18 protein-coding genes are annotated in these 15,259 nt (G+C 63.8%); 3 read left to right on the top strand and 15 right to left on the bottom strand.

Annotated features, from left to right (window positions below):
• Positions 1–21: 21 nt before the first annotated feature.
• The 6 genes from KI241_RS11465 to msuE all read right to left on the bottom strand — a co-directional run bounded on the left by KI241_RS11465 (position 22) and on the right by msuE (position 5,720).
• Complete coding sequence (locus KI241_RS11465) at positions 22–1,089, bottom strand: branched-chain amino acid ABC transporter permease (protein WP_123578090.1); 1,068 nt, start codon at positions 1,087–1,089, stop codon at positions 22–24.
• Between the two features lie 13 nt (positions 1,090–1,102).
• A complete protein-coding gene (locus KI241_RS11460; RefSeq protein WP_042730249.1) occupies positions 1,103–1,984 on the bottom strand; it encodes a branched-chain amino acid ABC transporter permease in 882 nt (293 codons plus the stop codon).
• 67 nt (positions 1,985–2,051) lie between these two features.
• Positions 2,052–2,834 carry an ABC transporter ATP-binding protein gene (locus tag KI241_RS11455; RefSeq protein WP_053144904.1) on the bottom strand — a complete coding sequence of 261 codons (783 nt, stop codon included), beginning with the start codon at positions 2,832–2,834 and terminating at the stop codon, positions 2,052–2,054.
• 12 nt (positions 2,835–2,846) lie between these two features.
• Positions 2,847–4,007, bottom strand: a complete 1,161-nt coding sequence (locus tag KI241_RS11450; protein ID WP_212803715.1) for an AMP-binding protein — start codon at positions 4,005–4,007, stop codon at positions 2,847–2,849.
• Positions 4,008–4,021: 14 nt separating this feature from the next.
• The gene (sfnG, locus tag KI241_RS11445) at positions 4,022–5,119 is read right to left on the bottom strand and encodes a dimethylsulfone monooxygenase SfnG (protein ID WP_042732304.1); all 1,098 of its coding nucleotides are present in this window, start codon (positions 5,117–5,119) and stop codon (positions 4,022–4,024) included.
• A gap of 37 nt (positions 5,120–5,156) precedes the next feature.
• Positions 5,157–5,720, bottom strand: a complete 564-nt coding sequence (gene msuE, locus KI241_RS11440) for an FMN reductase (RefSeq protein WP_123578088.1) — start codon at positions 5,718–5,720, stop codon at positions 5,157–5,159.
• A gap of 405 nt (positions 5,721–6,125) precedes the next feature.
• Between msuE and KI241_RS11435 the strand changes: the two genes are divergently transcribed.
• Positions 6,126–7,370, top strand: coding sequence for an acyl-CoA dehydrogenase family protein (locus tag KI241_RS11435; RefSeq protein ID WP_212803714.1), 1,245 nt, complete (start codon positions 6,126–6,128; stop codon positions 7,368–7,370).
• Positions 7,371–7,667: 297 nt separating this feature from the next.
• Here KI241_RS11435 and KI241_RS11430 read toward each other — a convergent pair whose 3' ends face one another.
• Together KI241_RS11430 and KI241_RS11425 are read right to left on the bottom strand one after the other, a co-directional pair.
• Positions 7,668–8,162: a DUF2269 domain-containing protein gene (locus KI241_RS11430; RefSeq protein ID WP_042732301.1), complete on the bottom strand. Its 495-nt coding sequence runs from the start codon at positions 8,160–8,162 to the stop codon at positions 7,668–7,670.
• 3 nt (positions 8,163–8,165) lie between these two features.
• Positions 8,166–9,293, bottom strand: coding sequence for a saccharopine dehydrogenase NADP-binding domain-containing protein (locus tag KI241_RS11425; protein ID WP_053144912.1), 1,128 nt, complete (start codon positions 9,291–9,293; stop codon positions 8,166–8,168).
• Between the two features lie 136 nt (positions 9,294–9,429).
• Here KI241_RS11425 and KI241_RS11420 point away from each other — a divergent pair, with 136 nt between their 5' ends.
• Positions 9,430–9,807, top strand: coding sequence for a hypothetical protein (locus tag KI241_RS11420; protein WP_212803713.1), 378 nt, complete (start codon positions 9,430–9,432; stop codon positions 9,805–9,807).
• Positions 9,808–9,910: 103 nt separating this feature from the next.
• Here KI241_RS11420 and KI241_RS11415 read toward each other — a convergent pair whose 3' ends face one another.
• The 3 genes from KI241_RS11415 to KI241_RS11405 all read right to left on the bottom strand — a co-directional run bounded on the left by KI241_RS11415 (position 9,911) and on the right by KI241_RS11405 (position 12,251).
• Positions 9,911–10,837, bottom strand: a complete 927-nt coding sequence (locus KI241_RS11415) for a Gfo/Idh/MocA family oxidoreductase (protein ID WP_042732770.1) — start codon at positions 10,835–10,837, stop codon at positions 9,911–9,913.
• Between the two features lie 97 nt (positions 10,838–10,934).
• The gene (locus tag KI241_RS11410; protein ID WP_042732771.1) at positions 10,935–11,723 is read right to left on the bottom strand and encodes a DeoR/GlpR family DNA-binding transcription regulator; all 789 of its coding nucleotides are present in this window, start codon (positions 11,721–11,723) and stop codon (positions 10,935–10,937) included.
• Positions 11,724–11,909: 186 nt separating this feature from the next.
• Entirely contained in the window at positions 11,910–12,251 is a 342-nt protein-coding gene (locus tag KI241_RS11405) for a lipoprotein (protein ID WP_047735417.1), read from the bottom strand.
• 177 nt (positions 12,252–12,428) lie between these two features.
• Here KI241_RS11405 and KI241_RS11400 point away from each other — a divergent pair, with 177 nt between their 5' ends.
• The gene (locus KI241_RS11400) at positions 12,429–12,665 is read left to right on the top strand and encodes a hypothetical protein (RefSeq protein ID WP_042732773.1); all 237 of its coding nucleotides are present in this window, start codon (positions 12,429–12,431) and stop codon (positions 12,663–12,665) included.
• A gap of 16 nt (positions 12,666–12,681) precedes the next feature.
• On the opposite strand, the gene KI241_RS11395 is transcribed toward KI241_RS11400, so the two are convergent.
• The 4 genes from KI241_RS11395 to KI241_RS11380 all read right to left on the bottom strand — a co-directional run bounded on the left by KI241_RS11395 (position 12,682) and on the right by KI241_RS11380 (position 15,258).
• Entirely contained in the window at positions 12,682–13,590 is a 909-nt protein-coding gene (locus KI241_RS11395; RefSeq protein WP_047735419.1) for a hypothetical protein, read from the bottom strand.
• A gap of 186 nt (positions 13,591–13,776) precedes the next feature.
• Positions 13,777–14,205, bottom strand: coding sequence for an FAD-dependent oxidoreductase (locus tag KI241_RS27980; RefSeq protein ID WP_280529466.1), 429 nt, complete (start codon positions 14,203–14,205; stop codon positions 13,777–13,779).
• A 13-nt stretch (positions 14,206–14,218) separates the two neighbouring features.
• Entirely contained in the window at positions 14,219–14,872 is a 654-nt protein-coding gene (locus KI241_RS27975; RefSeq protein WP_212803711.1) for an NAD(P)/FAD-dependent oxidoreductase, read from the bottom strand.
• Positions 14,873–14,922: 50 nt separating this feature from the next.
• A complete protein-coding gene (locus KI241_RS11380; protein WP_212803710.1) occupies positions 14,923–15,258 on the bottom strand; it encodes a carboxymuconolactone decarboxylase family protein in 336 nt (111 codons plus the stop codon).
• Position 15,259 lies beyond the last annotated feature (1 nt).

Raw genomic sequence — 15,259 nt, 5'->3', positions numbered from 1 at the left:
AAATGGGTAGGTGCACGTCCTTCAGTAGCGCAGCGGCCATCGCCGCGCGCGTTCGCGCAAGCGCCGCCAGAGGCGCGCCAGGCCTTCTGGTTCCTTGATCAGGAACAGGATGATCAGGGCGCCGAAGATCATCTTCTGCAGGTTCTCCACCTGGCCGGCGTCGATCAGCCCGCCGGGCAGCAGCGCCGCCAGGTTCGAGAGCAGGATGGGAAACAGGACGATGAACGCGGCGCCGAGGAAGTTGCCCAGCAAGCTGCCGAGGCCGCCGATAATGATGATGAACAGGATCTGGAACGAACGATTGAGATCGAACCCATGGGGCTCCACCGTGCCCAGGTATGCGAAGGCCCAGAGCGCACCGGCCACCCCGAGGAAAAATCCGCTGATGGCGAAGGCCAGCAATTTGGTCTTTGCCAATGGAATCCCGATGACCGCAGCAGCGGCGTCCATGTCGCGCACCGCCATCCAACTGCGCCCCAGTTCGCTGCGCACCAGGTTCTTGCCCAGCCAGAACAACGCCACCACCACACTCAGGGTGAGCAGGTAGCGCCCGGCCGGGGCGTCCAGGTTCCAGCCGAACACGCTCAGCGGCGGCGCGCTGATGACGCCCGAGGCGCTGTTGTTGGAAAACCAGCTATAGCGGGTCAGCGCCCAGGTCACGAAAAACTGCGCCGCCAGGGTCGAGACCAGCAGATAGAAGCCCTTGATGCGCAGACTGGGCAAGCCGAACACCACCGCCACCAGTGCCGCCGTCAAGCCACCCAGCGCGATACTGACCAGCAATGGCAAGGCGCTGACGCGTATTTCCAGGTTGTAGGTGGCAAAGGCCCCCACCGCCATGAACGCCGCGGAACCGAGCGACAACTGCCCGGCGTAACCGGTCAGCAGGTTCAGCCCCAGGCCGGCCAGGGACAGCACCAGGAACGGAATCAGGATCGCGCTGAGCCAATAGTCGTTGCCGAGCCAGGGCACGCCGATGAAAGCCACCAGCAGCAAGGCGACGAGCCCGTGGCGATCCTGGCGCAGGGCGAAGACACGGCGGCCTTCGGCATAGCGCGTCGTGAACTGGCCGGCTTCTCGATAGAACATGGTGCTCCCCCTTCTAGACTCGCTCGATGGCACGTTCGCCAAACAACCCCGCCGGACGCACCAACAGGAACAGCAGCGCCAGCACGTAGGGGAACCAGTTCTCGATACCGCTGCCGATCACCGGTCCGAGGTACACCTCCGCCAGTTTTTCCGAGGCACCGATGATCAGCCCGCCGACAATCGCGCCGCTAATGGACGTGAAGCCGCCGATGATCAGCACCGGCAACGCCTTGAGCACCACCAGCGACAGCGAAAACTGCACCCCCAGGCGAGCGCCCCAGAGCAGGCCGGCGACCAGCCCGACAAACCCCGCCACCGACCACACCACCACCCACACGCGCTGCAAGCGGATCCCCACGGCCAGCGCCGCCAGCGGATCATCGGCCACCGCTCGCAGCGCCAGGCCCAGCCGGGTGCGGTTGAACAGCCACGACAGCACCAGCACCAGCGACGCCGCCGTCAGTGCGGCGAACAGGTCGAACTGCGACAGCAACAGCCCGCCCAGTTCCAGCGGCTCGTCGCTGATGCCCAGTTCCAGGCCATGCACCTGCGCGCCCCACAGCGCCTGGGCGAAGCCTTCGATGACGTAGGACAGCCCGAGGGTGGCCATGAACAGCGTGATGGGCGAACGGTTGACCAGCGGGCGCAGCACCACGCGCTCCACCGCCACGGCGATGATCACCATCGCCGCCAGGCTGATGAGGAACGCCAGCCAGAAAGGCACGCCGCGCTCCAGGAGGCTGACGAAGGTCAGCGCGGAAAACAGCACCATGGCGCCCTGGGCAAAATTGAACACCCCGGAGGCCTTGTAGATCAGCACGAAGCCGATGGCGACCAGGGCGTACATCACCCCTGCCAGCAACCCGCCAATCAATACTTCAAAGAAAAATTCCATGCCTGTTCCTGTTCTGCGGGCACAACTTGCCTGCCTTCCCGGTCGGGAAAGCCTCCAATAGTTAATGTCAGTGGCGAGTGCCCAGGTAGGCCGAAATGACCTCGGGGTTCTGCCGTACCGCGTCGGGCGTGCCGTCACCGACCTTGCGACCGTAGTCCAGCACCACCACGTGGTGGCTGATGTCCATGACGACGCCGATGTCGTGCTCGATCAACACCACGGTGGTGCCCAGCTCACGGTTGATGTCGACAATGAACCGGCTCATCTGCTGCTTCTCGTCGGCATTCATCCCGGCCATGGGTTCATCCAGCAGCAACAGCCGAGGCTCCGCCGCCAGGGCGCGAGCCAGTTCCACCCGCTTCTGCAAGCCGTAGGGCAAGGTGCCGACCAGCACGTCGCGCCACGGCTGCAAGTGAAGGAACTCGATCACCCGCTCTGCCGCTTCGCGCTGCCGATCGTCCTCGTCCCGCGCCCGGCCGATGCGCAGGGCTTGTTCGATCCAGCTGCTGCGACGCTTGAGGTGACGCCCGGTGAGCACGTTGTCGAGCACGCTCATGCCCTTGAACAGCGCAATGTTCTGGAACGTCCGGGCAATGCCGCGTACCGCCACGTCGCGAGCACGCATGCTGCGCCGCTCCTGGTGGTCGAAGCGGATGCACCCGGCCTGGGCCTGGTAGACGCCACTGATGACGTTCAACAACGAACTCTTGCCGGCGCCGTTGGGCCCGATCAGGGCGCAGATTTCACCCGTGGCTACTCGGAAACTGATGTCGGTGACGGCTTTGACGCCCTTGAATGACAGCGAAATATGTTCCAGTTCCAGCACATGCGTGGCGACAGTGTTTGTCATCGGCGCGGCCCCTCAAGCCAGTTGCGACTGGCGCTCGCGCCAATCATCGGGAGTCAGTTCCACAGGGGTTGGCGGTGCTTGCCAATGAGGGACATCACCCCAGTGGCGAACCTGGATCCCCAAGCGCTGGAAAAACGCCTGGGTCTCGGGCCGCAAGGCTTCCCCCACGACCAACGGAATACGGGTACGGGTAAACCCGAGCACGTCGCGCAATGGCCGGCGGACCAACCAGCCTCCCAACTGCCGTTGCAACACGCCTGGCGCTGGCGCCAACGCCCAATCCACCAGCCTGCGCGCCCAGCCACCCGGCTTGGGCAAGCGCTCCAGCACGTACCCGTGCAAGCGCTCGTAGGTGTCCCGCGTACCGGCCACCAGCGTCGGGCCCAGCTCCCGCCGGTCACGATCACGGGTGGCCAGGCTCTCAGGAAAATTCAGGCAAAAACCCGCCACCAGCCAAGGCGCCAACAAGTAGCGGGCTTGTCCGCCCGAGGCAAACGCACGGGCAGCCAGCGCTTCGTCCTGCCGCCCGAGGGCTTCACGCGTCACCAGGCGTTCGCCGTCCTGCAACAGTTCGGCGTGGCTGAGACATTGCTGCTCAGGGCCCTGCGCACCTTGGCGAAAGAACACGAAGGCCGTTGGCTGAGCGTGCGTGGGCGGCGCCTGACTGGCAGTCGACTGGTGGGCCACCAGCGTCGCGTAATCCAACGCCTGCACCGCTGGCAGGGCCTGGGGCAGCCCGCGCGGATCGAGGTACACCAATACCTGCGCCGTTACCGATGCCGCTTGCAGGCGCAGGATTTCCTCGGCGCCCTCCACCAGGACGAAATCCGGTTGCAGGGCGCCGAGCAACTGCGTCTGCTCAGGCGCCGGTTCCAGTGGATCGAACAGGCTCGCCACGCCACCCAGCCATTGCGCAGCCAAGGCCGCGAGCAGCGCTTGCGGGCGGGGCCGGCTGATGATCGTCAGCGTCGCGCCCACCGAGAACCCCCGAGCCTGCAAGGCAGCGGCCAGGCGCTGCACCTCGTCGGCCAATTGGCCCCAGGTCCGCACCTGCCAGATGCCCAGGTGCTTGTGGCGCAGGGCGACGTCGGCACCATGCCGCCGCGCCTGGCGCTGCAACCACTGGTGCAAACTGGACGGCGAGTCGTCGTGTGTATCGGTGAGCGTCCCCATGTTCGCCTCCGCGCCTACGCCACCGCCGCCGTTCGGGTGGCGGCCTTGCGTTGTTCCAGTTCACGCACCAGCGGCAAGACCTTGCGCCCGAAATATTCGACCTCTTCCTGGAAGTGCAGGAAGCCGGCGAGCACCAGGTCGACCCCCACGGCCTTGAGCGCGACGATGCGTTCGGCGATCTGCTGTGGCGTGCCGATCAGGTTGGTCTTGAAGCCATCGTTGTACTGCACCAGGTCCTCGAAACTGGACTTGGCCCAGTTGCCCTCGCCTTCCGGGCTCGACTTGCCGGCCTGCTTGGCCGCGTCGCCAAAGGCGTTCACTGCCTCCGGGTCAGCCTGCTCGATGATCTGCGCGAGTACCGCACGGGCTTCCTCCTCGGTGTCGCGGGCGATGACGAATGCGTTCACCCCGACCTTGACCGTGTGCTGGTTGGCGGCGGCTTTGGCCCGCAGGTCATCGATCTGGGCCTTGACGCCTTCCACGGTATTGCCATTGGTGAAGTACCAGTCGGACACGCGCGCGGCCATGTCCCGCGCGGCGCGAGAGCTGCCGCCCTGGAAGATTTCCGGGTGCTGTTGCAACGGTTTCGGCTTGAGGGTGTAGTCGTGGAAGCGGTAGAAGTCACCGCGAAAGGTGAAGTTGTCGGTGGTCCAGATGCCCTTGAGGGCGGTGATGAATTCTTCGGAACGCCGGTAGCGCTCGTCATGCTCCAGCCACGGCTCACCGATGGCGGTGAACTCCCCCTTGAACCAGCCGGACACCACGTTGATCGCCACGCGGCCGCCGGTCAGGTGGTCGATGGTCGCAATCTGCTTGGCCAGCACCGACGGCGTCCATGGCCCCGGTAGCACCGCGGCGATGACTTTCAGGCGTGTGGTGGCGGCCAGCAGGGCGTGACTGAACGCCACGGACTCATGCTGGTATTCGGCCCCGTAGCCGGCGGTGAAACGGACCTGGGACAACGCGTAGTCGAACCCCGCCGCTTCGGCGATCTGGGCCAGCTTGCGGTTGTAGTCGATGCCCCAATCGGTGCGTTGTTCGATCTTGCTGACCACCAGCCCACCGCTGACGTTGGGCACCCAGTAGGCGAACTTGATTGTGTCCTGGCTCATTGCATGTACTCCACGGCTCATAGAAAGAAAGCGGTTGTCAGGCGGCGCTGGCGTTGCGCCGCACATCCACGGCGAGGCTGAGGGACGCGGCCTCGGCCGCGCGCTCGATGCGTTCCAGCAGTTGTGCGCTGGCGATTCGGTAATGGCTGAAATCCGTTTCAGAGGCATAGACCCCCACCGGTAAGGTCAGGGCCTGGAAGAACCCAAACAATGGCCGCAACTGGTGATCGATGACCAAGGCATGGCGCTCGGAGCCTCCCGTGGCGGCCACCAGCACCGGCACGTTCTTCAAGGCTTCGTGATGCACGAAGTCGAACAGGTGCTTGAACAGCCCGGTGTAGGAAGCCCGATAGACAGGGCTCGCGGCGATCAGCAGATCGGCGCGTTCAATGGCTTGCAGGTCCGCCTGCACGGCAGCGGGCAAGGCCTCGCGCCGCAACACCCCGGCGAACTGCGGACCGACCTTCGCCAACTCGATCAGGCGTACCTCGATCGGCCGTTGCCGACCCAGGCTTTCCACCAGTGCCTTGACCAGTGCCAGGGTGCGCGAGGGTTGCTGCACACTGCCGGACACCGCCACCACGTTAAATTGCTTGCTCATCCGTTATCCCTTGCCGGTAGACGCCCCTTCAGCGTCTGCACAAGGTGTAGAGCAGCAACCGTGCCAGTTGAATATGTTCTTTATATTCAGCCAGTTAACACATCCAGACGAATCACCTCGCTGTCGCTCGACAGACAAGCTGTTGATCCACTGTTGCCCCACGAACACCCGACGCTCGACAGGCCTGGGCGATGGCTGTTGCCCGGCGCACAGTGGCGCAACAGATTGTTCGCGGGAGGACAGTCGCGTTGCCCTCGACCGCGAATGGGGCCCGCATTTATGGGGGGTTGGTCGACGGGCATGGACTGTGCAATGGCCACTGACAAGCACGGCCCGTCAGTGAACGACCTCCTCGCTCACCCCGTTGGCCGGCACCCGCCTACTCGCCATCGAAGGAACACCACCATGACTGCACAGCAACAACACCTGCCCCCGACCCTTTCCAGCGGTAGCGACTATGAAGCCCTGGCCGAGCGATTCCGGCCGATCTTTGCGCGCATCCAGGCCGGCGCGCTGGCGCGTGAGCAAACCCGCAGCCTGCCCTTTGAGCAGGTGCAATGGCTGAAGGAGGCCGGTTTTGGCGCCGTGCGCGTGCCGGTCGAATATGGCGGTGCCGGGGCCTCGTTGCCGCAGCTGTTGCAGTTGCTGATCGAACTGGCCGAAGCCGATTCCAACCTGCCCCAGGCCTTGCGCGGACATTTCGCCTTTGTCGAGGATCGCCTCAATGCCCATGCGGCGGAGCCACAAGACACCTGGTTCAAGCGCTTCGTCGAGGGTGACCTGGTGGGCAACGCCTGGACTGAAATCGGCGCGGTGAAGATCGGCGACGTCATCACCCGGGTGTCCCGTCATGGCGATCGATGGCAGGTCAACGGCACCAAGTACTACAGCACCGGCAGCATCTTTGCCGACTGGATCGACGTGTACGCCCAGCGCGATGACGACGGCACCGACGTGATCGCCGCCGTCCACGTGCACCAACCGGGCGTCAAGCTGAGCGACGACTGGGACGGCTTCGGCCAACGCACCACCGGCAGCGGCACCACGGTCTTCGAGCAGGCCTGGGTCGAGGCTGAACACATCATCGACTTCTCCACCCGCTTCAAGTACCAGACCGCGTTCTACCAGTTGGTCCTGCTGGCGGTGCAGGCCGGTGCCGGCCGTGCCGCGGTCCATGACTTCACCGGAAACGTACGCGCACGCACGCGAATTTTCAGTACCGGCAACGCCAGCACAGTGAGCCAGGACGTCCAGGTGCAACAAGTGATCGGCAAGGCCTCGGCCCAGGTCTATGCCGCCGAAGCCACCGCGCTGCGAGCGGCGAGCGCCGCTCAGCGGGCCTACGAGAGCCGGTTCAGCCAGGACGCCGAGGCCGAACACACCGCCAACATCGCCGCCGAACTGGAATCGGCCCAGGCCCAGGTGGTCATCGCCGACCTGATCCTGCGCGCCACCAGCGACCTGTTCAACGCCCTTGGCGCCTCCGCCACCAGCACCACCAAGGCCCTCGACCGCCATTGGCGCAACGCACGCACCGCCGCCTCGCACAACCCGCTGATCTACAAGGAACGCATCCTCGGCGACTGGGAAATCAACGGCACCGAGCCGCCGTATGTCTGGCAGATTGGCGCAGGCTCCAAGCAAAGCTGAAGCCCCAGAAATCCCCCTGTGGGAGCTTGCTCGCGAAGCGGTGTATCTGACACAGGGATGTCGAATGGACCGCCGCCTTCGCGGGCAAGCCCGCTCCCACAAGTCCAGCGGTGTCCCTTCTATTGTGGAGACACCACAACACATTCTGTGGGAGCGGGCTTGCTCGCGAAAACGGTGCATCTGCCACACAGATGTCGAATGGACCGCCGCCTTCGCGGGCAAGCCCGCTCCCACAGGTTCAGCGGTGACCCTTCAGCACACCTGCCACAAGTCCGTCGGCCTATTCAGGCATTTGCGCTAGCGCAGAAACAATCCGACCCACTCGCCCGGCGTCATCTTGGTCACCATCATCGACACGATCACGAACATCCCGGAAAACCCGGCAACCCCCATCCAGAACCACTGCCGGTACACCCGGCGGTAGGCCTGCGCCAGCCCTTCCCCACGGTCCGCCGCGCTCGACGCCATGTGTTGCAGGCGCTTCTGCAGCACCAATACCGGCAGCCAGAGCATCCCCACGCAAAGGAAGATGATCAGCGAGGTCAGCACCCAGCCCGTGGTCAGGGAAAGCCCAGCCAGGCTCACCAGCCAATACCCCGTGGCAATCTGGATGAAGCCGGCCGGCGTGGTGATCCAGGCGTCGTACCGCACCACCGTCCGGGCCACGTGGGCGATGACCTGCGGATTGGCCGTGCGGCTGGCGGCAATCAGGTACAGGTAGGAACCCATGCCGAACCCGAACAGAAAAATGGCAGCGATGACATGGAGGTACTTCAGGCCCAAATAGAGCATGGCTCAGCGCTGCCCATCGGCGACGTGCACCGAGATCGACAAGTTGACCGGGTCGTTGATGGCGGCCATGTACTCGTCCACCGTGATCTCGCCGACACACGCCCGGGCGCCGGGTTCGGGCCTGTAGCCCTGGGCGATCTTGGTCGCCAGGGCCACGGCGGCACAACTCGGGATCTCCGGCCCCTTGTCGTTCAAGGCCGTCAGTTGCACGGTCAGGGACAACGGTCGCCCATCGACACCCACACCCCGGACATCCAGGTACATGGCACTCTTGCCGTCGCCGAAGCGTTCGAACCAGGTGCCCCAACGATGCAGTCGGGCGGCCCAGGGGCGATGGTCGCGAACCCAGCCCATTTTCATCGCCTGGGCCAGCAGGCCGTTGGCGACACCGCCCAGCTTCAGCCCGGCACCGGCCTTGAAACTCAGGGTCCGGGCGCCATAGCGATGGGCGAAAATGTCCATGTCCGGCACGTCGACGTTCGACAGCAGCCGTGTGCCCAGTGACTGCATCTTGCGCAGCGTCAGGTCCTGCCAGCCCAACACCTCATGGACCTGGCCATCCCTGAGTTGCTTGATGGGTTTGCCTGCGTAGGCCAGGACGCCCTCGATGGTCGACAGCCCCGGCATCTTGGCCGACGAGGAAATGCCATGCTCGATCGAGTCGATACGTTGGAAACGATGCCGATGCTCATCGATCAACGCGGCCGACAGCGACGGCACCGAACTGCAACCACTGAGGATCGCGACGCCGGCTTGCCGGGCCTGTGCGTCGAGCACGCCAATGCCGTTGACGAAGGTGCGGCAGTCCGAGAGGTCGCAGTAGTGGACGCCGGCCTCGATACAACTCTGGGCAATCCGATAGGATTGGCCCTGGAAGGGGCCGCCGGTGTGGATGACCAGGTCAATGTTCATTTCTCCCAGGACCGTGCTGAACCCTTCTCCCATGGCGTCGCCACACCAACGCTCACAGACGTTGCCCGATTGTGCTTTCAACTCATCGGCCTTACGCAGTAACTTGTCCGGGTCACGCCCGGAGATCACCACCTCGATGCCCGGCGTCACGATCAGATGCCGGCAAACGATACTGCCGAAGTTTCCATAACCACCGATTACCATCACCCTGAGTGTCATTTTCCTTCCCTACAGCCACAGTGGTAGCCGCCATGATATCCCACGCGTTTCCCGGTATTGGTGATTTTGATCGAACCCTTGCCGCCCACTCCAGGATCATGAACGACCTGGACCTCACATCGAAGGCAAGGCAAGCATGAGCAGACAAACAGCCGCCTGTGCCCTGGCACTGACCGCGCTCTCGACCCTGTGCGCACCGGCACACGCCGGCACGTGGCAGATCTGCCGCCTGGAACTGCGCATCGTCGAGGTGGTGAAAAAGCCGTATCCGCAGCTAGAAGCAAGAGTCGCCAGGGCCAGCCCGGCGTCAGCCACGGTGGAGTGCCCGCCGCAAGGGTCGACGATCAGGTTCATCCCTGAAACCCCCGACTACCAGAGCACACTGCCCCGCCGCCAGTGGCCTGCCAAGGGCCAGTCGATGCGGGTCGACTACCGCTACCTCGATGGCATCTGCAAAGGCGATGGCAACCAGCATCCGTGCCGTATCAAGCATTATCCGCTGGCAGGCCATTGACGAAACGTCACTGAACCTGTGGCGAGGCCGCTGGTTCCCGTTGGAGTGCGCCGCACTCACAAAAAAGGGAGCGGCCACGCAGCGCGCTCGCCACGCGCCATTGTCAATCGTAGAACGGCGCCACCAGCGTCCGGCTGCCGACAAAGAAACTGTCTGCCACCAACCGCAGCGGTTGCAGGTCCATGTCGCTGGCCTTGTCCGCGATCAGTTGCTGGAAATGCCGGTACACCGCCGCATATTCCCCTTCATCGGCCACCGCCTGGCGCACGCCGTCGAGACTCAGCACAGCCCCCCCGTTATCCAGGCGCAAAGTGCCTTCGGTGCAGCGAATCTCGATGCTCCAGAGTTCATCATGGCCATGGTCGAAGTCGAACTCCGCGCGGATATCCAGGCGCCGCGCATCGGACATCCTGAGGCTGGCGGCGATGGGCGACTGGCAGTTGTCCGGGACGCGCAACTCGGCAGATTCGACGAACAACGGCAGCGCCAGCAGATGAGTCGCAATGGACAAGGCATTGATACCCGGATCGAAGACCCCCAAGCCACCGGGTTGCCAGATCCAGGCCTGGCCGGGGTGCCATTTGCGCACGTCTTCCTTCCAGTCGATCTGCACGCTTTGCAGGGTGCGGGTGGCCAGCCATTCACGGGCGACCTCGATACCGGGGGCGTAACGCGAGTGCCAGGCGAACAGGCCGCTGACGCCTTGCTCGCGGGCTTGATCCACCAGCGCCATGGCTTCGCCCAGCGTGGCGCAAGGTGGCTTTTCCACCAGGACATGTTTGCCGGCCGCCAAGGCCTCTTGCACCAGGGCGAAGCGCCCCTGGGGCGGCGTGCAGAAGGCAATCGCATCGACCTGCGGGCCCTTCGCGAGCAAGTCACCCAGGGAGCGGAAATTCTCGACCCCGGCGCAAGGCTGCCCCTGCGTGGCGACGGACACCAGCTGGAAAGCGGGATTGGCGAGGATGGCTGGAACATGTTGATCCTGGGCAATCTTGCCGTAGCCCACCAGAGCGAGACGAATCGGTTGCATCAATGACTCCTGATTTTTTTGTACTTGTGCCAGGGGCAGCAAACTAGCCCTAATTGCCGCGCTGGACAATGGGGCCGCCAGCGCTTTGACAAATCATTCAGCGCTGGGCACCCGTCGCCGTCACCACATTGGAGACCCTGCCAAAGAACGGTTCCAGTCGCTCGCGCGGAGCATCATGCTCCACCACCAGGGCGGTCACCTCTTCGCACGAAGCCACCTGGTAATGGGCGACACTGGAGAGTTTTTCATTGGTGACGGCGGTCACCAACTGGCCGCTGGCCGCCGCCACCGCGCGCTTGAACTCAGCGTCGTCCAGGCCGAACGCCGTGACCCCGTTGTCCGGGTCAATGGCGCAGGCACCGAGAAAGCACAGGTCGAAACTGAACTGGCGCAACTGCTGCACCGCCGTCACCCCGATCACGCCACCGGCCACCGGGTTCACCCGTCCGCCCAACAGAATCACCTCGGCACAGGGCAGCTTCATCAACTGCACCGCAATCAGCGGCGAATTGGTGGCGACGGTCAACCGCAACCCAGGGTCGATGGCGCAGGCAATGGCCAGGTTGGTCGAGCCGGCGTCGATGAACACATGCTGGCCCGCGCGCAGTAACGACGCCGCGGCCTGGCCGAGACTGCCCTTGCGCGCCGGGTCCTGCCGCACGCGCACGTCCATCGGTCGTTCGGCGGCGGGCAGCAATATGGCGCCACCGTAGACACGCTTGCACACCCCCGCCGCTGCCAATGCGCCAAGGTCGCGGCGTATGGAGTGTTCGGAAACATTGAATTCACTGGCCAGGTCAGCCGCGATCACCCGGCCATACCGGGCCAGGCGTTCACTGATCAGTTGCTGGCGCTCACCGGGAAACGCTTCGTGGGTGGATGTCATGGCAATAAACCTGCATAAACGAGCAACAATAATCACAAACGAGCAAAAATATGCCGGTTACAGCGCCAGTCGTCAAACCCTCTCGGAGTCGGCACAAAAAAAAGCCCCGCAGCCCAATAGGGTGCGGGGCAAGGGAATTGGTTGGTTGCGGCCAACCAAAGGAGCACGGTGGAGCGATTCTGTGACTCAGATGCAATCCTGCGCGGCGCGTTCAAAACTCGACGGCAGCAGGTTCGAGGCCAACAAGTGGCGCTCGTAGATGAACACCTTGCCGCCGTTTCCAGCCTTGTAGGCTTCCAGCACGTTGTCGGCCGACACTTTGCTCGGCACCACGATCCGGTAGCTGCGCTGGGTCTGCGACACCAGTGGATTCAACGCGCTGTCCTGCAATTTGGGCACGACGCATTCGGCGTATTGGGCTGGCGTCTTGCTGGTTTGCAGGGTCAGGGTCGGGTCATTCGGGACGGAGGCGCACCCGGCGAGCAACGACGCGGCGAACGCCATGGACAGTAAAAATAAACGGCGCATCGGTGTAATCCTGAAAATAAAAGTGGACGGCGTGTTCGATGGCGCTGATTTTCCACCGATTGCCGTCAAAGCAGAACTTGCGTTTGATGATGGTCACTATTACTTCTAACAATAGTTGCGCAACGCACTGCCCCCTGCGCACCGAATAACACTGGAAAAAACCGATGAGGGCCGTCCATGAGAACGTTTGACCTGATCCGCGATGCTGTACTGCCGGATTTCCGTGACCGGGTGAGCGACTACCTGGTCCAGTACGAAACGATCCTGCTGGACAAAGAGCCGGCCGACCCGGAGCTGGTGCGCGCCACCGCCCATCAGTTGCGCGGTTATCTGCGCGGCTTGAACACCACGCGGGTATTGGGCATGGCCGATTGGGAGGAGCTGGATCGGCGGGTGGTGAACACGTGGTTATAGCGCCCGCCGCCGGTGTTCAGGTTTCGCCAGGAACCGAAGACGGCGTCGCGGCAACACTGTCCTGCGCTTTCTTCACCAGACGCTGCACCCACCCGGCCTCCTCGGCATCGACCACGCCGTAGCGGTTCGGCGGGAAAAAAAGCCAATGATGGGCGGCGTCAGCCAGGCGCTTGAGCTCATCGGCAGACAGCCAATACGCCGTGTCCAGCAACGGCAGCGGCGCGCCACTGAATCGTCGCCCCAGGCACAGCTGGGTGCCGGGCGCAAAAGCGATCGCTACTTGCTGGCAAGGGTGCATCTGCCGGTCAGGCGCCGGTTTTGTGCCGACCCTTGCATAGCTGAAGTTGCCCGGGTACTGCTCCTTGAGAACCAGCCAGTGACCGGCCTCGGTCCGGGCCACGACCCATTGCACGACACCGCTGTCGTGCACGCATTCGAGCTTGCCGTGGGTCCATTGCATCAGCGTGTTGCAGTCGGGATCATAGTCGTTGGACCACAGGCTGATGCCAGAAACCAGCGTGTGGTGCTCAAGCTCGACCACGCCTCGATCCGGCATGGTCTGCCAGTAGCGCCGCGTGGGATCGCGGCTGTCGCGCCAAAAGTTGTGCAATACCCAGGCAGCCATGAACAGTCCTGCTGCGAGCGCAAGCCAGCCATGCCAGTCACCGATGGCCCGGTCGATATCCAGTTCAGGCGCCAGCAGTGACTGATAGAGCCACAGCCCGAGCAACACCCCCAACCCCGCCACAAACGGCCCCAGGCACAGCGGCGCCATCAACACCTCGATCCAGCTGAAGCGATGCCCAGAGGCATGCACACGCGACCACGCCTGCTCCTGGGCAAGCATCGGCGCCTGCTCCCGTGGGCCAAGCGCCGGATCGGGGGTCTGGAAGCGTTTGTACAGGGTGTAAGGGTTATCCGCCATGGACCAGGTCGCGCTCCGGGAAATCATTGCCAGCCAACTGACGGGCCGATCCTCATGGCGAAGGCGCTTGCTCTCGCCGGGTGTACAGCCGCGAACCCTATCACGTCGCGGGATCTGGCGGATGGCTTTCAGGGTGGCTTCACAACCCGGCGCGAGCAAGCGCCCTCGCCACGGCGAGACGCAGGATCAACAGTGAGGCGATCCAAGTCGCCGGACACCTGTCTCTCCCGTCACCTCATCCAATGCCTTGTCGACGGCCGCCAGCGCACCCTCCATGTAGCCGCCCTGCTCGCCACCGGCCTCGCTGCCGATCCAGCGCAGAGCCTCGCTCCACGGTGCGTCGGGGGCACATTGCAGCTCGTGTCGACCGTGCCAGCCCGGCGAAACCTGATCGTCCGGCGTGGCGGTGAATGGATCGGCTGCCCAATCATGGAAGAAGTCCTCGAGCGGGTCGGCCGCCTCTTCGCCAAACAGGCGTACCAGTTGCTCTCGGCATAGCGCTTTCAATGCCGACGCGCCCACACCGTTACGCCGCGCTGCGTCCATGCCCAAAAAACCGAACAGCGCAGCGCCCTGGTCGGTGCCGGCATCGTGGATTTCAGCCAGCGGCCCCACCCCGCTGAATGCATCACCGGACAGCCCTTGCTCCCGCCAAAACGGTTTTGGCGTAGCGCGCAACGTACTTGGCGTGGGAAGCCATCCAGGTCGGGACATTGGCCATCTGCTGCATTTCCTGCCCGGACAGGGCGGGCACCATGCGCAGGTTTTTTCCCAGGCGAGGCGGCAGCGCCAGCCAGAGATGGGTGTAATCGGCGGTATGGATACGCTTGTCGGAGAATGACAGGTGCACGCGTTCATCAACCCTTGCTACACCCGTCACCACAGCCGCCAGATGGACGCGTGTCTTGGGCAATGAAGCGGCAAGCGCCTGCACCAGGCGAGCCGTTCCGCCCTGGATGCGCATGGACACGTTGCCTGAGCGGTAGCCTTCGCGGCGGACTCGCTCGGTGGCCCAGCGCTCTATCAATGCATCGCCTTGCTCGTATTGCTGGAACACGGGCAATCCCAGCTCGGCCACCAGAGCGTGCATGCGCGGCTGGCAGTCCGGCCAGAACCAGGTCGGACCGAGGTCGAAGCCGCCAGTGGCGGTCGAGAGAATTCTTCCGCCCAGCCGATCGCGGGCTTCGAACAGCTCGAATTCCAGGCCAAGGCCATGCAGACGGTAGGCGGCGTAGACACCCGCCAGACCGGCGCCAACGATGGCAATCTTTTGTGTCGTCATGGGTGATCCTCGGAATGCGATGAAGGGCGCCATTGGCGCCCATCGCCGCTTCAGTGTTTCTCGAACGCCGACACCGCGTCGAACACCCGTGCGGTGTAGGTCAGTGCCGCGCCGGCGTTGAGCGAGATGGCAACGCCCAAGGCCTCGGCAATTTCTTCACGGGTTGCCCCATGCTTGAGTGCTGCTTGCACGTGAGAGGCGATGCAACCGTCGCAGCGGGTAGTGATCGCCACCGACAGCGCGATCAACTCATGGATCTTCGGGTCCAGGTGTCGGGCCGGTGCACTGCCCAGTGCGCTCATGCTCCGCATGGTTTCCGGGGCAAGCCTGGCAAACTCACCGACGTTGTTCATCAACCCGGCGAAATACTCGTTCCAGTTCATCATT

The sequence above is a fragment of the Pseudomonas sp. Cab53 genome, from assembly GCF_018325965.1.
Taxonomy (GTDB): Bacteria; Pseudomonadota; Gammaproteobacteria; order Pseudomonadales; family Pseudomonadaceae; genus Aquipseudomonas; species Aquipseudomonas chlororaphis_E.
This window is presented reverse-complemented; position numbering and strand designations above follow the sequence as displayed.